Origin of the sequence: Hydrogenophaga pseudoflava (assembly GCF_004353865.1) — a bacterium.
In the GTDB taxonomy this organism is placed as follows: Bacteria; Pseudomonadota; Gammaproteobacteria; order Burkholderiales; family Burkholderiaceae_C; genus Hydrogenophaga; species Hydrogenophaga pseudoflava.
This window is the reverse complement of sequence record NZ_CP037867.1, coordinates 3,600,602-3,620,338: the sequence shown is the minus strand read 5'-3', so window position 1 is coordinate 3,620,338 and position 19,737 is coordinate 3,600,602. Positions and strand designations below refer to the sequence as shown.

The 19,737-nt window shown below is 66.8% G+C and carries 18 protein-coding genes; 4 read left to right on the top strand and 14 right to left on the bottom strand.

From position 1 onward, the window contains the following. Positions 1–14: 14 nt before the first annotated feature. From HPF_RS17400 to HPF_RS17385, 4 genes are read right to left on the bottom strand one after another with little or no spacing between them, the layout of a single operon-like run. Entirely contained in the window at positions 15–782 is a 768-nt protein-coding gene (locus tag HPF_RS17400) for a LamB/YcsF family protein (protein WP_133157331.1), read from the bottom strand. Then, positions 779–1,831: a 5-oxoprolinase subunit C family protein gene (locus HPF_RS17395; RefSeq protein WP_127806405.1), complete on the bottom strand. Its 1,053-nt coding sequence runs from the start codon at positions 1,829–1,831 to the stop codon at positions 779–781. The genes HPF_RS17400 and HPF_RS17395 overlap by 4 nt, the downstream gene beginning before the upstream one ends. Continuing rightward, positions 1,828–2,571 (bottom strand): 5-oxoprolinase subunit PxpB, encoded by a 744-nt coding sequence (gene pxpB / locus HPF_RS17390; RefSeq protein WP_079365248.1) that lies wholly within the window; start codon positions 2,569–2,571, stop codon positions 1,828–1,830. The genes HPF_RS17395 and pxpB overlap by 4 nt, the downstream gene beginning before the upstream one ends. A gap of 5 nt (positions 2,572–2,576) precedes the next feature. Continuing rightward, a complete protein-coding gene (locus tag HPF_RS17385) occupies positions 2,577–3,125 on the bottom strand; it encodes a winged helix DNA-binding protein (protein ID WP_066155760.1) in 549 nt (182 codons plus the stop codon). 170 nt (positions 3,126–3,295) lie between these two features. Here HPF_RS17385 and HPF_RS17380 point away from each other — a divergent pair, with 170 nt between their 5' ends. From HPF_RS17380 to HPF_RS17370, 3 genes are read left to right on the top strand one after another with little or no spacing between them, the layout of a single operon-like run. Further along, complete coding sequence (locus HPF_RS17380; protein WP_133157330.1) at positions 3,296–4,270, top strand: TRAP transporter substrate-binding protein; 975 nt, start codon at positions 3,296–3,298, stop codon at positions 4,268–4,270. Positions 4,271–4,284: 14 nt separating this feature from the next. Next, complete coding sequence (locus HPF_RS17375; protein ID WP_066156067.1) at positions 4,285–4,791, top strand: TRAP transporter small permease; 507 nt, start codon at positions 4,285–4,287, stop codon at positions 4,789–4,791. Then, a complete protein-coding gene (locus HPF_RS17370; RefSeq protein ID WP_133157329.1) occupies positions 4,784–6,079 on the top strand; it encodes a TRAP transporter large permease in 1,296 nt (431 codons plus the stop codon). The genes HPF_RS17375 and HPF_RS17370 overlap by 8 nt, the downstream gene beginning before the upstream one ends. Positions 6,080–6,088: 9 nt before the next feature. Here HPF_RS17370 and HPF_RS17365 read toward each other — a convergent pair whose 3' ends face one another. Further along, positions 6,089–7,357: an NAD(P)/FAD-dependent oxidoreductase gene (locus HPF_RS17365; RefSeq protein WP_079365246.1), complete on the bottom strand. Its 1,269-nt coding sequence runs from the start codon at positions 7,355–7,357 to the stop codon at positions 6,089–6,091. A gap of 50 nt (positions 7,358–7,407) precedes the next feature. Here HPF_RS17365 and HPF_RS17360 point away from each other — a divergent pair, with 50 nt between their 5' ends. After that, positions 7,408–8,112 carry an aspartate/glutamate racemase family protein gene (locus tag HPF_RS17360; protein ID WP_133157328.1) on the top strand — a complete coding sequence of 235 codons (705 nt, stop codon included), beginning with the start codon at positions 7,408–7,410 and terminating at the stop codon, positions 8,110–8,112. Here HPF_RS17360 and lapB read toward each other — a convergent pair. The 9 genes from lapB to gyrA all read right to left on the bottom strand — a co-directional run bounded on the left by lapB (position 8,082) and on the right by gyrA (position 19,585). Further along, entirely contained in the window at positions 8,082–9,227 is a 1,146-nt protein-coding gene (gene lapB, locus HPF_RS17355; RefSeq protein WP_066155772.1) for a lipopolysaccharide assembly protein LapB, read from the bottom strand. The two genes, HPF_RS17360 and lapB, sit on opposite strands and share 31 nt — an antisense overlap. After that, on the bottom strand, positions 9,217–9,519 hold the full coding sequence (locus HPF_RS17350; protein WP_066155775.1) for a lipopolysaccharide assembly protein LapA domain-containing protein: 303 nt from the start codon (positions 9,517–9,519) through the stop codon (positions 9,217–9,219). Before HPF_RS17350 ends, lapB begins: the two co-directional genes overlap by 11 nt. A 33-nt stretch (positions 9,520–9,552) precedes the next feature. After that, positions 9,553–9,906 (bottom strand): integration host factor subunit beta, encoded by a 354-nt coding sequence (locus tag HPF_RS17345; protein WP_341785663.1) that lies wholly within the window; start codon positions 9,904–9,906, stop codon positions 9,553–9,555. Between the two features lie 51 nt (positions 9,907–9,957). Continuing rightward, on the bottom strand, positions 9,958–11,634 hold the full coding sequence (rpsA, locus tag HPF_RS17340; RefSeq protein WP_066155779.1) for a 30S ribosomal protein S1: 1,677 nt from the start codon (positions 11,632–11,634) through the stop codon (positions 9,958–9,960). Between the two features lie 181 nt (positions 11,635–11,815). Beyond that, on the bottom strand, positions 11,816–13,834 hold the full coding sequence (locus HPF_RS17335; RefSeq protein ID WP_133157327.1) for a bifunctional 3-phosphoshikimate 1-carboxyvinyltransferase/cytidylate kinase: 2,019 nt from the start codon (positions 13,832–13,834) through the stop codon (positions 11,816–11,818). A 13-nt stretch (positions 13,835–13,847) separates the two neighbouring features. Further along, a complete protein-coding gene (locus tag HPF_RS17330) occupies positions 13,848–14,744 on the bottom strand; it encodes a prephenate dehydrogenase (RefSeq protein ID WP_066155785.1) in 897 nt (298 codons plus the stop codon). Position 14,745: 1 nt separating this feature from the next. Continuing rightward, complete coding sequence (gene pheA, locus HPF_RS17325) at positions 14,746–15,846, bottom strand: prephenate dehydratase (RefSeq protein ID WP_066155788.1); 1,101 nt, start codon at positions 15,844–15,846, stop codon at positions 14,746–14,748. Then, positions 15,843–16,952, bottom strand: a complete 1,110-nt coding sequence (serC, locus tag HPF_RS17320; RefSeq protein WP_066155791.1) for a 3-phosphoserine/phosphohydroxythreonine transaminase — start codon at positions 16,950–16,952, stop codon at positions 15,843–15,845. Before serC ends, pheA begins: the two co-directional genes overlap by 4 nt. Next, the gene (gyrA, locus tag HPF_RS17315; RefSeq protein ID WP_079365242.1) at positions 16,949–19,585 is read right to left on the bottom strand and encodes a DNA gyrase subunit A; all 2,637 of its coding nucleotides are present in this window, start codon (positions 19,583–19,585) and stop codon (positions 16,949–16,951) included. The genes serC and gyrA overlap by 4 nt, the downstream gene beginning before the upstream one ends. Positions 19,586–19,737 lie beyond the last annotated feature (152 nt).

Genomic DNA, 19,737 nt, shown 5'->3' with positions numbered 1-19,737 from the left:
CTCGAAGGACCGCCTCAGACCAGTGCCGGCAAGCCCGCCAGGCAGTGGCCGGCCGCTTCCAGCGCGGTGCGGATCGCCCGCGCAGCGGCCACGGCGCCGGGGCCGTCGCCGTGCACGCAGATGCTGTGGATGGGCGTGGGCAGGTGCTGGCCGTCGGCGGTGACGATGCCGCCGGCCTCCAGCATGTGCTGCACGTGCCGCACACAGTCCTGCGCGTCATGCAGCACCGAGCCCGGTTGTGAGCGTGGCGTCAGCTGGCCGTCGGCCTGGTAGGTGCGGTCTGCGAACACCTCGCGCGCGACGCGCAGGCCGGCGGCTTCGCCCGCACGCTCGAGCGCCGAGAGGGCGGGCGCCAGAAGAATCAGCTGCGGGTCCAGCGCCTTGACGGCGCGCGCCACGGTGGCGGCCATGGCCTCGTCGGCGCAGGCCATGTTGTTCAGTGCGCCGTGCGGCTTGACGTGGGTCACGCGGCCGCCTTCCGCGGAGGCCATGGCCTGCAGCGCGCCGACCTGGTAGAGGATGGCCGCTTCCAGTTCCCTGGGCGAGAGCTGCATCACCCGCCGGCCGAAGCCCTGAAGGTCGGGGAAGGCCGGGTGTGCGCCCAGGCTCACGCCGTTGGCGATGGCCAGGCGCACGGTCTCGCGCATCACCACCGGGTCGCCGGCGTGGAAGCCGCAGGCGATGTTGGCGCTGTGGATCACCTGCAGCAGTTCGGCGTCGCTGCCCATGGTCCAGGCACCGAAGCTTTCGCCGAGATCGGCGTTGAGGTTGATGGGGCTCATGGTGTGTCCTCTCCGGGGTGGGTGGCGAGCATGCCGGAAATCAGGTTGCGGCCGTAGAGCGCGGCCTCGTCGATGTGGCCCGGCGGCAGGAAGGCTTCGCGGCCCGCCAGCCACTGCTGCCAGCGCACACGCTGGGCGGTCAAGGCCTCGTGCGCCTGTTCGGCCGTCACGGCCGCGAAGCGCACGCGGGTGCCCGGCCGCAGGTGCGCCAGCCGCGGCAGGTCGGCGGTGATGACGGTCGCGATCTTGGGGTAGCCGCCCACGGTCTGGCCATCGGCCAGCAGCACGATGGGCTGGCCGTTGGCCGGCACCTGGATCACGCCCGGCGTCACGCCGTCGGACACGATGTCGGCGGCGTCTGCGCTGGTGTGCGCGAGTGCCTCGCCTTCCAGACGCAGGCCCATGCGGTCCTGTGCGGGTGTGGCCTGCCAGTCCTGCGCGAAGAAGCTCGCCAACGCGTCGGGGGTGAAATGGTCGTCCTGCGGGCCAGGCATTACGCGGATCGGGCCGGTCTCGGGCTCCCAGGGCGAGCGGCAGCGCCACTCGCGCGGGTCGCCGCTGCCGGTCTCGCCGCAGGGCAGCACGTCGCCCGGCTGGAAGGCGCGGCCCAGCACACCCGACAGGCCGGCGCGCCAGTAGCTGGCGCGGCTGCCGAAGGCCGGCGCCAGGGCGATGCCACCCGCCACCGCCAGGTAGGCGCAGCCGCTGTCGGCGCTGCCCAGCTGCAGGGTCTCGCCCTCGTGCAGCGTGGCGGTCTGCCAGGCGGGCAGGGGCGTGCGGGCGCCGTCCTCTCGCATGCGCTGCGCGCCGATGCGGCCGGCCAGCGCGACGCGCACGGGTCCGCGCTTCACCCGCAGCGCCGTGCCGACGCCGCGCAGCTCCAGCACCGCCGCGTTCAGATCGTTGCCCAGCAGCGCGTTGGCGGCCCGGGCCAGCGGCGCGTCGAGCCAGCCCGAGAGCGGCAGGCCGTGGTGCCGGTGGCCCGGACGGCCCCGGTCCTGCACGGTGGTGCCGATGCCGGGCTGCAGGACTTCCAGCTGGCCGCTCATGTCGCAGACTCTTTCAGGAAGGTCTCGCGCGGCAGGCCGTTGGCGATCTCGCGCGCGAGCCGGTCGTGGGTGGCGCGGTCCACCGCGGTCCAGCGCACCTCGTCGCCTGCGGCGAGCATGGCGGGTTGTTCGGTCTGCGCCGGGTCGAACAGCACCACCGGCGTGCGCCCCAGCAGGTTCCAGCCCCCCGGGCTCTCCCAGGGATAGACCGAACACATGTCCAGCGCGATGGCCACCGACTTCGCGGGCACCTTCTGTCGCGGCGAGGGCAGGCGTGGCGTGACCAGCGTGGGTGGCAGTCCGCCCATGTAGGGGAAGCCGGGCTGGAAGCCGAGCATGTAGACCCGGAAAGCGGCGCCCAGCAGCTGGCTGATCACCTCGGACCGGCTCAGTTGCTTCAGCTCGCACACGCGCGGCAGGTCGGGTGCAAAGTCGTCGTCGAAGCACACGGGCAGCTGCCACTGGCGTCCTTGCACAGTGGTCTGCTGACCCTCCTGCGCCATGGACAGCAATTGCCGGCCCAAGGCAGTGGCGTCGCCCGCCCAAGGGTCGAAATGCACCGTGAGCGAGCGGAAGGTCGGCACCACATCGGTCACCGGGGCCAGCAGCGGATCGTTCTGGCGCGCGGCCGCGACCCGCCCGGCCAGGCCCATGACGCGCGCGTTGGTTGCCGCGTCGATGGCGTGGCCGAACTCCACCGTCCAGGCGCTGTCGCCCAGGGGCAGCAGACGTGGGGTCATGACGCTCACAACGACGCCGCCGACCGGGCGGCCTGGTCGTACATGCCCGAGAGCACGCGCAGCAGGCGCGCCAGCTCGCCGATGTCCTTGTTCAGTGCATCGTCGGCGTGCAGCGCCTGGATCAGGCATTGCTCGCGGATCTCGCGGTAGCGCTGGACGAAGGCGCTGCCGGACTCGGTGGCCGCGTAGGTCACTTCCTTGCCCGACTTGCTCGATGCCACCACGCCCAGGCTCGCCAGCTTCTTGAGCGAGTAGTTCACCAGGTGCGTGTCCTCGATGTTCATGATGAAGCAGATGTCGGACAGGCGCTTGTCGCGCGCGCGGTGCGTCACGTGGTGCAGCACCAGCACGTCCAGCGGCATCAGGTCCTTCAGCCCGGCGGCGGCCATGCAGTGCACCACCCAGCGGTGGAAGGCGTTGCTGGCCACGATCAGGCCGAACTCGAACTCGCTCATCTCCGCGCTCTGGGGCGAGACCAGGTGCGCAGAGGACACGATGGGCGATCGTGGTGCGGCGGTGACTGGCGTGCTGCTTGCTTGGGCTGACTTGGCCATGGGTCGGTTTCCGTGGTGGGCGGGCGCCTGTATTTGACGACAATTTACCAACGATTTGTCAACAATAAGGGAAAACACTGGTCACAATCTGTTGCCATGACCCCTACAGTGCATGCACCCGTCTTCTGCGGTCGGTGCCGCGGTTTGTTCAACCTGCAACTGGAGCTTTCATGAAACGTCGCGCTTTCCAACTCTCCATGGCCTTCGCTGCCATCGGCCTCTCGACCTCGGCGTTCGCCCAGGCCAAGTGGGACCTGGCCACCGCCTACCCGGCGAGCAACTTCCACACGGTCAACATCAATCAGTTCGTGGCCGACGTGGACAAGGCCAGTGGCGGCAAGCTCAAGATCACGGTGCACCCCAACGCCGCGCTGTTCAAGGCGCCCGAGATCAAGCGCGCGGTGCAGGGTGGCCAGGCGCAGGCCGGCGAGATCCTGCTGGTGAACTACCAGAACGAGTGGCAGCTGTTCGGCGCCGACGGCCTTCCGTTCGTGGCCGACAGCTACGACGAGGCCGCCAAGCTGTGGAAGGCGCAGCGCCCGCTGCTGGAGAAGAAACTGGCCGAGCAGGGCATGATGGTGCTGTTCGCCGTGCCGTGGCCGCCGCAGGGTGTCTACAGCAAGAAGCCGCTGAACAGCGCCGCCGACCTCAAGGGCATCAAGTGGCGCGCCTACAGCCCCGCCACCGCCCGCATCGCCGAACTGGTGGGCGCACAGCCGGTGACGGTGCAGGCCGCCGAAGTCAGCCAGGCCTTCGCCACCGGCGTGACCGAAAGCATGATGTCCAGCGGCTCCACCGGCGCCGACGCCAAGCTCTACGAGCATGTGAAGTACTGGTACGACACCCAGGCCTGGCTGCCCAAGAACGCTCTGCTGGTGAACAAGAAAGCCTTCGACGCGCTGGACAAGCCCACGCAGGACGCGGTGCTCAAGGCGGCTGCCGACGCCGAGACGCGCGGCTGGGACGCCAGCAAGAAGGCCAACACCGAAAGCCTGGACAAGCTCAAGGCCGGCGGTATGCAGATCCTGCCCGCGCCAGCCGCGCTCAAGGCCGACATGAAGAAGGTCGGCGACACCATGCTCAAGGAGTGGCTGGACAAGGCGGGTCCTGAGGGCCAGGCCCTGGTCGACGCGTTCCGCAAGTGAGCGGCGGCAGCAGCATGCGGCGCGCGCTCGACGCTCTGTACGACGGCTGCGCCTGGCTCGCGGCGGTGTTCATGATCGGCGTGCTGGTCATGGTGCTGCTGTCGGTGCTGGGGCGCCAGTTCAATTTCCATGTGCCGGGCACCGACGCCTACGCGGGTTACAGCATGGCGGCGGCCGGCTTCCTGGCACTGGCGCACACGCTCAAGCGCAACGAGCACATCCGCGTCACGCTGGTGCTCGGCAAGCTCACAGGCGGTGCGCGCCGGGGCATGGAGCTGTGGTCGCTGAGCGCGGCGGTGCTGCTGTCCGGCCTGTTTGCCTGGTTCTCGCTGCGGCTGGTGATGCAGTCGCACGAGTTCAACGACATCTCCACCGGCAACGACGCCACGCCGCTGTGGATTCCGCAGCTGGGCATGGCGCTGGGCACGCTGGTGCTGCTCATCGCGTTTGTGGACGAATGGGTGCTGGAACTGCGCGGCCAGCGCCAGCACATCGGCGGACCGGAGACGCGCCATGAATGAGATGCTGGTCACCGGTTTTCTGATCGTCGCGCTGTTCCTGCTGCTGGGCAGTGGGGTCTGGATCGGCCTGACACTGGCCGGCGTAGCCTGGATCGGCATGGAGCTGTTCTCCTCGCGCAGCGCGGGCGACGCCATGGCGGTCACCATCTGGGGCTCGGCCAGCAGCTGGACACTCACCGCCTTGCCGCTGTTTGTGTGGATGGGCGAGATCCTGTTCCGCACCAAGTTGTCCGAGAACATGTTCAAGGGGCTGGCGCCCTGGGTGAATGCGCTGCCGGGCCGGTTGCTGCACACCAACATCCTGGGCAGCACCATCTTCGCCGCGGTGTCCGGCTCCTCGGCCGCGACCTGCGCCACCATCGGCAAGATGACCATTCCCGAGCTCACCGAGCGCGGTTACCCGCCCGAGCGCGTGATCGGCTCGCTGGGTGGCGCCAGCACGCTGGGGCTGCTGATTCCGCCCTCGATCGTGATGATCGTCTACGGTGTCGCAGCCGAGGTGTCGATCGCCAAGCTGTTCGTCGCAGGCGTCATTCCCGGGCTGCTGCTGGCGGGGCTGTTCAGCGGCTACCTGATGGTCTGGGCGCTGATGAACCCTGACAAGATTCCCGAGGCCGACGCCGGCATGAGCTTTGGCGAGAAGCTGCGCGCGTCCAGCGAGCTGATTCCGGTGATCCTGCTGATCGGCGGTGTGATCGGCTCGATCTATGTCGGCGTGGCCACTGCGACCGAGGCGGCGGCCATCGGCGTCGTCGGTGCGCTGCTGCTGTCGGCCTACCAGAGGTCGCTCTCGTGGCAGAGCTTCAGGGATGCGCTGCTGGGCGCCACGCGCCTGTACTGCATGATGGCCCTGATCCTTGCGGGCGCGGCCTTCCTGACGCTGTCGATGGGCTACATCGGCCTGCCGCGCCACCTGGCCGAATGGGTGGGCTCGCTGGGCCTGTCGCCCGGCCTGCTGCTGGTCGCGCTGGCGCTGTTCTACATCGTGCTCGGCTGCTTCCTCGATGGCATCTCGATGATCGTGCTGACCATGGGTGTGATCATTCCCACGGTGCAGGCCGCAGGCATCGACCTGATCTGGTTCGGCATCTTCATCGTGATCGTGGTCGAGATGGCGCAGATCACGCCGCCGGTGGGCTTCAACCTGTTCGTGCTGCAGGGCATGACGCGGCGCGAAATCAACTGGATTGCGCGGGTCTGCATGCCGTACTTCCTGCTGATGGTGCTGGCGGTCACCCTGCTGTACTGGTTCCCGCAGATCGTGATGTGGCTGCCGGGGAACATGTGAGCACGCTGTTCAGGCGCGCAGGAAGCGCTGCGGCCTGAACGGGTGCGGGTCGATGGCGCTCGGTTCGCCCAGCATCAGTTGCGCCAGCAACTCGCCGGTGCCCGGGCCGGTGGAAAAGCCGATGTGCTGGTGACCCAGCGCCAGCCACAGCGCCTCCTGCCCCGGGCATTCACCGATCATCGGCCTGCAGTCGGGCATGGTGGGGCGGCTGCCCAGCCAGTCGGGGTCGGAAGTTCGGTCACCCAGCGGCATCGCTTCCCGCGCAGTGCGTTCGGCCACCTCGAGTTGCGCCTGGTGGGGCGGCGCGAATTGCGCGTTCAGCTCGACACCCGTGGTCAGCCGCAGCCCCTGCGCCATCGGCGCCAGCACGTAGCCGCCAGCGGTGTCGTACACCGGCCGGCACAGCGCTGTGCCCTCGGCGGGGTGGAAGTGGCGGTGCTGGCCGCGCTCGAAGCCCATGGGCAGGCGCAGGCCGAACTGCCCGCGCAGGAAGTCGCGCGACCAGGGGCCAAGCGCCACCACCACATGGTCGGCTTCGAGCGGTGTGCCGCTGCGGGTGTGAACCGTCCAGCCGCCGCTGTGGCGATGCAGCCCGGTGGCCTCGTCCGTGCGCACCGCGCCGCCGAGCGCCTGGAGCCAGGCCGCATAGCTGCGCACCACCTCGCCGGGGCTGTCGACCGAGCTGGCGTCCTGCACCCACAGCGCGCGCGGGAACATTGGCTTCAGGTGGGGCTCCAGCTCGTGCAGCGCGGCCGCATCTAGCACGCGTGTGGCCACGCCGAAGCGCGCCAGCGTCTCGCGCCCGAAGGCGCCACTGTCGAAAGCGGCCTCGCTGCGGTAGAGAAACAGCCAGCCGTCGTCGCGGCGGCGGTGTGCGATGCCCGCCTCGGCCATCCAGCGCCGGTGGACGGTGCCGGAGTGGCGGATCAGCGCGTCCAGCGCGGTGGTGGTTTCCTGAAAGTCGGCAGCCCGCGCATGGCCCAGAAACGACAACCCCCAGCGCCACTGGCCCAGCACCCACGGCAGGTGGTAGCGAAAGCCCGGGTTTTTCCCGCGCAGCAGCGCCGGCAGCTGGGCCCACAGCCCTGGGTGGTTGAACGGCATCAGCGAACTGCGCGCCAGCACGCCCGCGTTGCCATGCGAGGTGGCGGCGCCGGGACCCAGCGGGTCGAGCACCGTGACGTCCATGGACCGCTGGCGCAGCGAGAGGGCACAGGCAATACCCACCATGCCGGCGCCCAGCACCACAGCGCGCTGCCCTGGTCTGGCCTGCGTCATGCTTCAATCACCTTCTTGTTGCTTCGGATGTGGACGCACAGCTTATCGCCATGAATGGTTCGGACAGCGGTGAAAAGGCCTTTCTCGGCGTGATCGTGCTCGACACGCGCTTCCCGCGTCCGCCCGGCGACATCGGCTGTCCGCAGACCTGGACGCGGGCCGGCATCCCGGCCCGGCTGCGTGTCGTGCCAGGGGCATCGGCACGGCGCGTGGTGCAGCAACAGGACCCGGCACTGCTCGGCCCGTTCATCGACGCGGCCCGCTCTCTGGCGGATGACGGTGCACGCCTGATCTCCACCAGCTGCGGTTTCCTCGCCGGGTGGCAGGCCGAACTGCAGGCCGTGGTCCCGGTGCCCGTGATCACCTCCAGCCTGCTGCAATGTGCCGACCTGCCCGCACCGGGCATCGTCACCTTTGACGCGGCCTCGCTGCACCCATCCCTGCTGCGCAAGGCCGGTGTGCCCGCCGGAACACCCGTGCAAGGCCTCGCTCCCGGCTGCGAGCTGCAATCGCGCATCCTCGCCGATGACTCGGTGCTGGACCTGGCGCAGGCGCAGCAAGATGTGGTGGCGGCGGCCATGAGGCTGGTGTCGCGGCACCCGCAGGTGCGGACCGTGGTGCTGGAGTGCACCAACATGCCGCCTTACCGTGCGGCCGTCGAGGCGGCGACCGGTCGGCCGGTACACGACCTGGAGACCTGGCTGCTGGCCGTCTGGCGCCGTGCTCAGAGTTCTTCGACGCGGCGAGCCGGGTAGCTGTCCCAGCTCTGGCAGCCCGGGCAGTGCCAGAAGTGCTGGCGTGCCTCGAAGCCGCAGGCGGCGCAGCGGTAGCGCTTGAGCGGAGCGGCCGCATGTTCGAGCGCCGCCTGGACCCGCTTCTGGGCAGCGGGGTCCGACAGGGTTTCGCCAGCCAGCCACTGGGTGGCCGCCACCAGGGAAGGTTCCCGCTCCAGGTGGCTGAGGTAGTGCCTCCGGGCCGCTGTCGCGCTGCCGCTGAGCGTGGCCAGCGCCTCGGTGATGTCCAGCGAGGGGCCGTGGGCCTGCGCCTCGTTGAGCAGGGCGATGGCTTCCTGCTGGCGCCCGGTGGCGATTGAAAGGTCGGCGATGGGTCGCGCCGCCAGCGGAAAGCCCTGCGGCGCATGGCGCACCAGTTGCAGCAGCGTGTCGAATGCACCCTTGGTGTCGCCCTGCTGCGCTTTCAGCGCCGACAGCGCCATCCAGCCGCGGACCATCTGCGGCGCGCGCTCCACCGCCTTGTTGAGCAGGCGCTGGGCCTCCGCGGCGTCCCCCTGGCTCATGGCCAGCTCGGCCTCTTCACAGAGGTAGTGCGCAAGGCGGGGCGTGAAGCTGCCCTGGTGGGTGTCCTCCAGGCGCTGGGCGAGGATCTGCGCCTGGGGCCAGTCGCGCGAGCGTTCGGCGATCGACAGCAGCGCCATCAGGGCTTCGCCCTCGTAGGCAGACCCTTCCAGCTTGTGCAGGGCGGACTCGGCACGGTCCAGCAGGCCCGCCTTGAGAAAGTCCAGCGCCAGCGCATGCTGGGCGCGGTCGCGGTCCTTGCGGCCGATGTCGGCGCGGGCCAGCAGGTGCTCGTGCACCCGCACGGCGCGGTCGTAGTCGCCGCGGCGGCGGAACAGGTTGCCCAGTGCGAAGTGCAGCTCGGCGGTGTCGGGGTCTCCTTGCACCGCCTCGATGAAGGCGTCGATGGCCTGGTCCTGCTGTTCGTTGAGCAGGTGGTTCAGTCCCCGGAAATAGGCCTTGGGCGTCTGGCGGCTTTCCATGCGCCACTGACGCAGGTCGAGGCGTGAGGCCAGCCATCCGAGTGCAAAGGCCAGGGGAAGGCCCCAGAGGAGCCAGGTCAGGTCAAGTTCCATTCGGGGGGCGGGACGCGGTGGACACTGCGTCCGGGACGGCGGGAGGCAAGGGTATGGGTGCGGTCGCCGGTCGGGCTGCTGAACGCCGACGCGCCCGCAGCCACAGCGGCAGCATCACCACCACACCCAGCACCACGCCCAGGAGCAAGGCGCACAGAAGAATCAGCACCAGCGGGGCCTGCCAGCGGGCTCCGAAGAACAGGTGCATGGTGACCGTGTCCTGATTGTTCAGCGCGAAGGCGAACAGAACAAAAAAAATGGCTGCATTGAGCAGCCACGTCAGGTATTTCAAATCATCCCCTCTGTGGTGGGACGATTGTAGCGATCAGGCCGTATTTTTCGGCTCTCGACCCAGGATCTCCGCCGTCTTGGCATCCACCTGCTCGCGCAGGGCTTTGCCAGGCTTGAAGTGGGGCACCCGCTTCTCGGGGATCATCACGCTCTCGCCCGAGCGCGGATTGCGTCCGATGCGGGGCGAGCGGCGGTTGACAGAGAAGCTGCCGAACCCGCGGATCTCGATCCGGTGGCCTTTCACCAGGGCATCGCCCATCGCGTCCAGGATCGCCTTGACAGCGAACTCTGCATCGCGGTGGGTGAGCTGGCCGAACCGGCTGGCCAGTGCTTCGACAAGGTCGCTGCGGGTCATGACTGAACTCGGGCGTTGGTGTGTCCGGAACAGCGCCGGGCCCTGCCGGTGCGTGAAGCACCGGCAGAAGCCTCAGGCTGGATCTCAGTTGTTGCTGTCCAGCTTGGCCTTGAGCAGGGCGCCCAGGTTGGTCGTACCGGCGTTGCCGGTGTTCTGGTTCAGGCTGGCCATGGCTTCGTTCTGGTCGGCCATGTCCTTGGCCTTGATCGACAGCTGGATGTTGCGGGTCTTGCGATCCACGTTCACCACCACGGCCGTGACTTCGTCGCCTTCCTTGAGCACGTTGCGGGCATCTTCCACGCGGTCGCGGGAGATTTCCGAGGCGCGCAGGTAGCCGATGACGTCTTCGCCCAGGTCGATCTCGGCGCCCTTGGCGTCCACAGTCTTGACCTTGCCGGTCACCACGGAGCCCTTGTCGTTGACCGACACGAAGGTGGTGAACGGGTCGCCGTCGAGCTGCTTGATGCCCAGGGAGATGCGCTCGCGCTCGACGTCGATGGCCAGCACGATGGCTTCGACTTCCTGGCCCTTCTTGAAGTTGCGCACGGCGGCTTCGCCCGGCTCGTTCCAGGACAGGTCGGACAGGTGCACCAGACCGTCGATACCGGCGGCCAGACCCACGAACACGCCGAAGTCGGTGATCGACTTGATCGGGCCCTTGACGCGGTCGCCGCGCTTGGTCTGCTCGGCGAACTCGTGCCAGGGGTTGGCGCGGCACTGCTTCATGCCCAGGGAGATGCGACGCTTGTCTTCGTCGATGTCCAGCACCATGACTTCGACCTCATCACCCAGCGACACCAGCTTGGACGGGGCCACGTTCTTGTTGGTCCAGTCCATTTCGGAGACGTGCACCAGGCCTTCGATGCCGGGCTCAAGCTCCACGAACGCGCCGTAATCGGCGATGTTGGTGATCTTGCCGAACATGCGGGTACCTTGCGGGTAGCGGCGGGCCACGCCCATCCAGGGGTCGTCGCCCATCTGCTTCAGACCCAGCGAGACGCGGTGCTTCTCGGTGTCGAACTTCAGGATCTTGGCGGTGATTTCCTGGCCAGCCGTCACCACTTCGCTCGGGTGACGGACACGGCGCCATGCCATGTCGGTGATGTGCAGCAGGCCGTCGATGCCACCCAGGTCCACGAACGCACCGTATTCGGTGATGTTCTTGACCACGCCGTTGACGATGGCACCTTCCTTGAGGGTTTCCATCAGCTTGGCGCGCTCTTCGCCCATGGAGGCTTCCACCACAGCGCGGCGGCTCAGCACCACGTTGTTGCGCTTGCGGTCGAGCTTGATGACCTTGAATTCCAGGGTCTTGTTCTCGTAGGGGGTCAGGTCCTTGGTGGGACGGCTGTCGACCAGCGAGCCCGGCAGGAAGGCGCTGATGCCGTTGACCATGACCTTGAGGCCGCCCTTGACCTTGCTCGAGGTCGTGCCGGTGACGAACTCGCCGGACTCCAGGGCCTTTTCCAGGGCCATCCAGGAGGCCAGACGCTTGGCCTTGTCGCGCGACAGCAGGGTGTCGCCGAAGCCGTTTTCGACGGAGTCGATCGCCACGGACACGAAATCACCGACCTGGACTTCGAGTTCGCCCTGGTCGTTCTTGAATTCGTTCAGAGGCACGTAGGCTTCCGACTTCAGACCGGCGTTGACCACCACGTGGTTGTGCTCGATGCGCACGACTTCGGCGGTGATGACCTCACCCGAGCGCATTTCTGCGCGCTTCAGGGACTCTTCGAAGAGGGCGGCAAAAGATTCAGACATTGAATTTCCTATGACCACCTGGCGTCGGACAGCAGCAGCACCGAAGGAGGGTGCGCGAGGAATCGACGTGTGGGCGGCGTTGACGTTGCGGTGCGTGACACCGCGGGTTAAGTGAAAGAACCATGGGGCCTGCGGGCTGTGAACACCCGGCGGGGCCTTCTGGGCCATCGAAAAAGGCGGTTCAGTTGCCTGGAACCGCCGTTGTGCCTTGCCACCAGTCAAGAACCAGTTGCACCGAGGCTTCGATGCTCAGGTCCGAGTTGTCCAGCAACTGGGCGTCTTCCGCGGGCTTCAAGGGTGCGTGTGCACGGGACATGTCCCGGTGGTCGCGCGCCTTGAGGTCTGCCAAAAGGTCGTCGATGCTAGCAGAAATTCCCTTGGAAATCAATTGTTTATGGCGTCTCTGGGCCCGTTGTTCGGCGCTGGCGGTGAGGAACACCTTCAGGCCTGCGTCCGGGAAGATCACCGTGCCCATGTCGCGCCCATCGGCCACCAGCCCCGGCAGGCGCCGGAAGCTTTGCTGCAGGCCATGCAGCGCCGCCCTCACCGCCGGGTGCTGGGACACCCGGGAGGCCATGCCCCCGGTGGATTCCAGCCGCAACGGATCGGTGATGTCCCGGCCGGCAAGGTAGACCCGGTGATCGCGGAAGGCCAGGGGCAGATGGGCTGCCAGGCGGGCGAGGGCCGTTTCATCGTCCAGGTCCAGTCCGGCGTCCTGTGCGGCCAGGGCCGTGGCGCGATAGAGCGCGCCGGAGTCCAGCAGGTGAAAACCCAGTCGTTTGGCAACCTCGGAGGCCAGCGTGCCCTTGCCTGAGGCGGTAGGGCCATCAATGCAGATCACAGGGATGTGCGCCGCCGGTGTGGCACACAGCTCGAACAGGGTTTCGAAGTAGTCCGGGAAGGTCTTGGCCACGCACTTCGGGTCTTCGATGCGCACGGTGACACCATCCGGATTGAAGGCGGCCAGCGAAAAGCACATGGCGACGCGGTGGTCGTCGTAGGTGTGGATGCTCGCACCCGTCCAGCGGGCGGGCGGCGTGACGCGGATGAAGTCTGCACCTTCCTCGACTGTCGCTCCCAGCTTGCGGCATTCGATGGCCATTGCCGCGATCCGGTCGGTCTCCTTGACGCGCCAGCTCGCGATGTTGCGCAGCGTGGTGGTGCCTTCGGCGTAGAGCGCCATCACCGCGAGCGTCATGGCGGCGTCGGGGATGTGGTTGCAGTCCAGGTCGATGGCCTTGAGGGGCCACTGGCCGCGCCGGATGTGCAGGCGGTTGGCTTCGCCCGTCACCTCGGCGCCCATCATCCGGGCCGCCTCGACGAACCGGATGTCGCCCTGTATCGACGACAGCCCCACGCCCTCGATGGTCACGCCATCTGTGCCCTCACGGGCAGGCGCCAGCGCACCCAGCGCGATGAAATAGCTCGCCGACGAGGCGTCTCCTTCGACGTGGACCAGCCCGGGCGACACATAGCGGCTGCCGGCGGGGATCGTGAATCGGGACCATTCGTCGCGCTGCACGTGCACACCAAACCGCTCCAGGAGGTTGAGCGTGATCTCTATGTAGGGCTTGGAAATCAGTTCGCCGACTACGTCGATTACCACCGGGCGCTCTCGCGCCACCAGCGGCAGGGCCAGCAGCAGCGCCGTGAGGAACTGGCTGGAAACGTCGCCCCGCACCCGGATGGGCTGGTCCAGACGAAGCACAGAAGGTGTGCCATTGCCCAGGCGCAGCGGCGGGTAACCCTCCTGACCGAGGCAGTCCACCGGGCAACCCAGCTGGCGCAGCGCGTCGACGAGGTCGCCGATGGGCCGCTCGTGCATGCGCGGGATGCCGCTCAGCTCGAAACACCCGCCCTGCTCGGCGGCCAGCAGCGCAAGCGCCGCGGTAAGTGGCCGCATGGCGGTGCCGGCATTGCCCAGGAACAGTGCGGCCCCTTTCACCGGCAGCTGACCGCCCAGACCGTGCACGCGCAGCAGGTTGTCGGGGCGCTGTTCAATGCGGCAACCCAATTGGTCCAAGGCGGCCAGCATGACGCGCGTGTCGTCCGAATCGAGCAGGTCGGCAATGTCGGTGTGGCCGGCGCTCAGGGCCGAGAGCAGCAGCACACGGTTGGAGATGCTCTTGGATCCGGGCAGGCGGACGGTGCCGCCCGCGCTGGCCAGAGGCGGGATGTCGAGATGGGCAATGGCGTACATGCGCTGGAGGAGGTCAGCTCTGGGGCTTGTGGGCGCTCATGCGCCACCGCGAGCGGGTCTGGCTGGCTTTGTCGATCAGTGCTTCGAGCGCGTCTGGATTGCCTGCAGCGATGGCGGACTCGAACGCGTGCAGAGCGCGCTGAAACTGTCGGGACTGTGCGATCAATTCCTCGCGGTTGGACAGCAGGATGTCGCGCCAGACGCTGGGGTCGCTGGCGGCGATCCGCGTGAAGTCGCGGAAACCGGGGCCGGCCAGGGCGAGGAACTGTTTGCCGTGCTCATGACCCGCGATGGCGTTCATGAGTGCAAACGCAATCATGTGCGGCAGGTGGCTGACCGCAGCGTAGGCGGCATCGTGTGCCTCGGGCGACATGCGCTGCACATGACAGCCCAGAGCCGCCCAGAGCTGGGCCGCCTTCTCCAGTTGAACTGTCTGGGTGCGTTCGATGGGGGTGAGGATGACCTGGCGGCCCTGGTACAAGTCCGCGTCGGCGTTCTCGACGCCCGCCAGCTCCTTGCCTGCGATCGGGTGCGCCGGCACGAACACACCCACCTGATCCTTGAGCACGCGCCGTGCCGCGTCGATGACTTCCCGTTTGGTCGAACCCACATCCATCACCAGCGTGTCCTTGGTCAGCAGGTGGCGGATTGCCTTGAAGGTGGCTTCGGTTGCTGACACCGGAACGGCGACCAGCACCAGATCGGCGCCCGAGACGGCGAGCAGGGCGGAAGGCGCCTCAATGTCGATGACACCCATCTGGCGGGCGCGTTCGGTGGTGGATGGCGACTTGCTGTACCCGACGACACGCTTGACCAGCCCGGCCTTCTTCATGGCCAGCGCAAACGATCCACCCATCAGGCCGCAGCCGATCAGGCCCAGTTGTTCAAATTTGAGAGGAGGGGCGTTCATGTCATTCGCTGACCGGGTAGGCACCCAGCACCTTGTAGAACGCACACAGGCCCTGCAGCTCCTTCAGGGCTGCTGCCACGTTGGGCTGCGAGGGGTGACCCGCGAGGTCGATGTAGAAGTAGTACTCCCACTGGCCGGACTTGGCCGGGCGGGACTCGAACCGCGTCATGGAGACACCGTTGTTCTTCAGCGGCACCAGCAGGTCGTGCACCGCACCCGGGCGGTTCGGCACCGACACCACGAGGCTGGTGCAGTCGCGCCCGGAGGCGGGTGGCGTGGCCAGGGTCTGCGGCAGACAGATCACCAAGAAGCGTGTGCGGTTGTAGGCCTCGTCCTGGATGGCGTGCGAGACGATGTGCAGGCCGAACTGCGCCGCAGCGCGCTCGCTAGCGATGGCCGCCCAGGCCGGGTTGGTGGCAGCGAGCCGCGCGCCTTCTGCGTTGCTTGAAACGGCGCGCCGTTCTGCCCTGGGCAGGTGCTGTGTGAGCCAGCCCTGGCACTGGGCCAGCGCCTGTGGGTGGGCCAGCACCACCTCGACCGCGTCCAGGTTGTTCACCTGGCGCAGCAGGTTGTGGCGCACCAGCAGGCTGACTTCGCCCACCACGTGCACGGGTGAGCGCAGGAACAGGTCCAGCGAGCGCGCCACCACACCTTCCGTGGAGTTCTCGACGCCGACCACACCGAACTGGGCCGTGCCTGCGGCGGTCGCGTGGAACACCTCGTCGAAACTGCTGCAGTAGATCAGGTTGGCGGCGCTGCCGAAGAACTCGATCGCGGCCTGTTCGGTGAACGTGCCTTCGGGGCCGAGCACGGCTACGCGCTGCGGGGCTTCCAGCGCCAGACAGGCCGACATGATCTCGCGCCAGATGGACGCCACGTGCTGGTTCAGCAGCGGACCCTGGTTGGCGTTCTGGATCTTGTCGATCACTTGGGCCACACGGTCAGGGCGGAAGAAGGGCGAGCCTTCGGCCCGTTTGATCTCGCCCACCTGTTCGGCGACACGGGCGCGCTGGTTCAGCAGGGACAGCAGTTGCTGGTCGATGCTGTCGATCTGCACGCGCAGACCAGCGAGCGCCTCGGACTGAACGGGTTGCTGGCTCATGCGCAGGTCTTCTCAAAATCGCGCATGTAGTCCACCAGTGCCTGCACGCCCGCCAGTGGCATTGCGTTGTAGATGCTGGCACGCATGCCTCCCACCGACTTGTGGCCTTTGAGTTGCAGCAGGCCGCGCTCTTTCGCCCCCGCGAGGAAGGCATCGTTGCGGCTCTCGTCGCGCAGGAAGAAGGGCACGTTCATGCGAGAACGGCAGTCTCTGGCCACCTTGTTCACGTAGAACTGGGAATGGTCAATGAAGTTGTAGAGCAGGTTGGCTTTGCCCAAGTTGCGCGCCTCCATGGCGGCGATACCGGTGAAATCACCTTCCTTCTGGCGCTTGAGCCACTGGAACACGAGCCCGGCCATGTAGATGCTGTAGGTGGGCGGGGTGTTGTACATGGACGCGTTGTCGGCCACGACACGGTAGTCGAATGCGCTCGGGCAGATCGACAGAGCCTGGCCCAGCAGGTCCTCGCGCACCACCACCAGCGTCACACCCGCCGGACCGAGGTTCTTCTGAGCTCCACCGAAGGCCAGGCCCACGCGCGCCCAGTCCACCGGACGGGACGCAACGTGCGACGAAAAGTCGATCACCAACGGAGCATTGCTGCCCAGGGCCTTGAGATCGGGCAGCTCGTGAAACTCCACACCGTGGATGGTCTCGTTGCTGCAGATGTGCACATACTGTGCACCGGGGCTGATCTTCCAGCCAGCCGGGGCGGGCAGGGTGGTATGACCGTCGGCTTCATTGCTTGCGACAACGTTCGCGGTGGCGTACTTGCGGGCCTCCTTGGCCGACTTCTGGCTCCAGCCGCCGGTCACGACGAAGTCAACGGTGCCTCCGCGAGACAGGTTCATCGGCACGATCGCGTTTTCCGCCAGTCCCCCGCCCTGCATGAACAGGATGCGGAAGTGGGCTGGAACGGCGAGCAGTTCGCGCAGGTCGGCCTCGGCCTGCGCCGCGATGGACATGAACTCCTTGCCGCGGTGGCTCATCTCCATCACGCCCATGCCGGAACCATTCCAGTTCAGCATCTCGGCAGCGGCTTGTTGCAACACTTCTTCTGGAATCGCGGCCGGGCCGGCCGAGAAGTTGTAGGGGCGCTGGGTCATTCGGCGTCACCCGCCACGTCGTCGTTTCCTTCTGCTGCTTCGGGTGCGTTGGCATCGTTTTCCACGATGCGCTGCAGACCCGACAGCTCGGCCCCTTCGTCCAGCGCGATCAGCGTCACACCCTGGGTGGCGCGGCCCATCTCGCGGATCTCGCTCACCCGGGTGCGCACCAGCACGCCCTTGTCGGTGATCAGCATGATCTCGTCATCGCTGTGCACCAGCGTGGCGGCCACGACCTTGCCGTTGCGCTCACTTTGCTGGATGGCGATCATGCCCTTGGTGCCGCGGCCGTGGCGGGTGTATTCGCCGATCGGCGTGCGTTTGCCGTACCCGTTGACCGTGGCGGTCAGCACACTCTGCTGTTCGTCCTCGGCCACCAGCATGGCGATCACACTCTGGCCGTCTTCGATCATCATGCCGCGCACGCCGCGCGCATTGCGACCCATCGGGCGCACATCGTTTTCGTCGAACCGCACGGCCTTGCCACCGTCGCTGAACAGCATCACATCATGCTGACCGTCGGTCAGCGCCGCACCAATCAGGAAGTCGCCTTCGTCCAGGTCGACAGCGATGATGCCGGCCTTGCGCGGGTTGCTGAACTCGGTCAGCGCCGTCTTCTTGACCGTGCCCATGCTGGTGGCCATGAACACGTAGTGGTCCTCGGGGAAGCTGCGGAACTCGCCGGTCAGCGGCAGCACCACGTTGATCTTCTCGCCTTCCTGCAGCGGGAACATGTTGACGATCGGTCGGCCGCGCGAGCCGCGCGAGCCGGCGGGCACTTCCCAGACCTTGAGCCAGTACAGGCGACCACGGTTCGAGAAGCACAGGATGTAGTCGTGCGTGTTGGCGATGAAGAGCTGGTCGATCCAGTCGTCTTCCTTGGTGGCGGTCGCCTGTTTGCCCCGGCCGCCGCGCTTCTGCGCGCGGTACTCGGACAGCGGCTGGCTCTTGATGTACCCACTGTGCGAGAGCGTGACCACCATGTCGGTGGGCGTGATCAGGTCTTCTGTCGAGAGGTCCTGGGCGCTGTGCTCGATCTCGCTGCGGCGGGCGCCCAGCTTGGTCTGGCCGAACTCGTTCTTCACCGCCACCAGCTCTTCGCTGATGATGGTCGAGACGCGTTCGGGTTTGGCCAGGATGTCCAGCAGATCGTCGATCTCGGCCATCACATCCTTGTACTCGGCGACGATCTTGTCCTGCTCCAGCCCGGTCAGGCGCTGCAGGCGCATCTGCAGGATTTCCTGGGCCTGCGTTTCGCTCAGACGGTACAGGCCATCACCCTGCATGCCGAACTCGCGTTCCAGGCCCTCGGGGCGGTAGTCGTCGGCGTTGACGGTGCCGCCGTCGGCCTTGGCGCGGGTGAGCATCTCGCGCACCAGCTGGCTGTCCCACGAGCGGGTCATCAGCTCGGCCTTGGCCACCGGTGGCGTGGGGCTCTCGCGGATGATCTTGATGAATTCGTCGATGTTGGCAAGAGCAACAGCCAGGCCTTCAAGCACGTGGCCGCGGTCGCGCGCCTTGCGCAGGTTGAAGACGGTGCGGCGGGTGACGACCTCGCGGCGGTGCTCCAGGAAGACGGTGATCAGATCCTTGAGATTGCACAGCTTGGGCTGACCGTCGATCAGCGCCACCATGTTGATGCCGAAGGTGTCCTGCAGCTGCGTCTGCTTGTACAGGTTGTTCAGCACGACCTCGGGCACTTCGCCGCGCTTGAGCTCGATCACCAGACGCATGCCAGACTTGTCCGACTCGTCCTGGATATGGCTGATGCCTTCGAGCTTTTTCTCGTGCACCAGTTCGGCGATACGCTCCTGCAGCGTCTTCTTGTTGACCTGGTACGGGATCTCGTCAACGATGATCGCCTGGCGCTGGCCCTTGTCGATGTCCTCAAAATGCACCTTGGCGCGCATCACCACGCGGCCTCGGCCGGTGCGGTAGCCGTCCTTGACGCCGTTGATGCCGTAGATGATGCCGCCGGTGGGGAAGTCCGGTGCCGGGATGATCTCCATCAGCTCGTCGATGGAGCAGTCCGGGTTTTTCAGCGAATGCAGGCAGGCGTCCACCACCTCATTGAGGTTGTGCGGCGGGATGTTGGTGGCCATGCCGACCGCGATACCGCCCGAGCCGTTGACCAGCAGGTTGGGCAGGCGGGTCGGCAGCACCAGGGGCTCTTTTTCGGAGCCGTCGTAGTTCGGACCGAAATCCACCGTTTCCTTGTCGATGTCCGCGAGCATCTCGTGCGCGATCTTGGACATGCGGATTTCGGTATAGCGCATGGCCGCGGCGTTGTCGCCATCTACCGAGCCGAAGTTGCCCTGACCGTCCACCAGCATGTGGCGCAGAGAGAAGTCCTGTGCCATGCGAACGATGGTGTCGTACACCGCGCTGTCACCGTGCGGGTGGTATTTACCGATGACGTCGCCAACGATGCGGGCCGACTTCTTGTATGGGCGGTTCCAGTCGTTGTTGAGCTCATGCATGGCATACAGAACGCGGCGATGCACAGGCTTGAGGCCGTCCCGGGCATCCGGCAAGGCGCGCCCCACGATCACGCTCATCGCGTAGTCGAGATAGCTGCGGCGCATTTCCTCTTCAAGGCTGATCGGCAGGGTTTCTTTGGCGAACTGGGTCATGAGCTTTGAAGGGGTCCGTGACGGAGAGGGAAAGCCAACAATTTTAGTTGACGGGTCGGGCTCAGGTCCGGACGGTGCCATGTTGTGTGTGGGCAACGTACCGACGGGCGTTGCGGGCGACCTTGTCCCCGCGCCGACCTTGGTATTCCAGA

Excerpts from the sequence above, each read along its gene's own strand:
- HPF_RS17400 (WP_133157331.1), bottom strand. The coding sequence starts at position 782 with ATGAGCCCCATCAACCTCAACGCCGATCTCGGCGAAAGCTTCGGTGCC.
- HPF_RS17395 (WP_127806405.1), bottom strand. The coding sequence starts at position 1,831 with ATGAGCGGCCAGCTGGAAGTCCTGCAGCCCGGCATCGGCACCACCGTG.
- pxpB (WP_079365248.1), bottom strand. The coding sequence starts at position 2,571 with ATGACCCCACGTCTGCTGCCCCTGGGCGACAGCGCCTGGACGGTGGAG.
- HPF_RS17385 (WP_066155760.1), bottom strand. The coding sequence starts at position 3,125 with ATGGCCAAGTCAGCCCAAGCAAGCAGCACGCCAGTCACCGCCGCACCA.
- HPF_RS17380 (WP_133157330.1), top strand. The coding sequence starts at position 3,296 with ATGAAACGTCGCGCTTTCCAACTCTCCATGGCCTTCGCTGCCATCGGC.
- HPF_RS17375 (WP_066156067.1), top strand. The coding sequence starts at position 4,285 with ATGCGGCGCGCGCTCGACGCTCTGTACGACGGCTGCGCCTGGCTCGCG.
- HPF_RS17370 (WP_133157329.1), top strand. The coding sequence starts at position 4,784 with ATGAATGAGATGCTGGTCACCGGTTTTCTGATCGTCGCGCTGTTCCTG.
- HPF_RS17365 (WP_079365246.1), bottom strand. The coding sequence starts at position 7,357 with ATGACGCAGGCCAGACCAGGGCAGCGCGCTGTGGTGCTGGGCGCCGGC.
- HPF_RS17360 (WP_133157328.1), top strand. The coding sequence starts at position 7,408 with ATGAATGGTTCGGACAGCGGTGAAAAGGCCTTTCTCGGCGTGATCGTG.
- lapB (WP_066155772.1), bottom strand. The coding sequence starts at position 9,227 with ATGGAACTTGACCTGACCTGGCTCCTCTGGGGCCTTCCCCTGGCCTTT.
- rpsA (WP_066155779.1), bottom strand. The coding sequence starts at position 11,634 with ATGTCTGAATCTTTTGCCGCCCTCTTCGAAGAGTCCCTGAAGCGCGCA.
- HPF_RS17335 (WP_133157327.1), bottom strand. The coding sequence starts at position 13,834 with ATGTACGCCATTGCCCATCTCGACATCCCGCCTCTGGCCAGCGCGGGC.
- HPF_RS17330 (WP_066155785.1), bottom strand. The coding sequence starts at position 14,744 with ATGAACGCCCCTCCTCTCAAATTTGAACAACTGGGCCTGATCGGCTGC.
- pheA (WP_066155788.1), bottom strand. The coding sequence starts at position 15,846 with ATGAGCCAGCAACCCGTTCAGTCCGAGGCGCTCGCTGGTCTGCGCGTG.
- serC (WP_066155791.1), bottom strand. The coding sequence starts at position 16,952 with ATGACCCAGCGCCCCTACAACTTCTCGGCCGGCCCGGCCGCGATTCCA.
- gyrA (WP_079365242.1), bottom strand. The coding sequence starts at position 19,585 with ATGACCCAGTTCGCCAAAGAAACCCTGCCGATCAGCCTTGAAGAGGAA.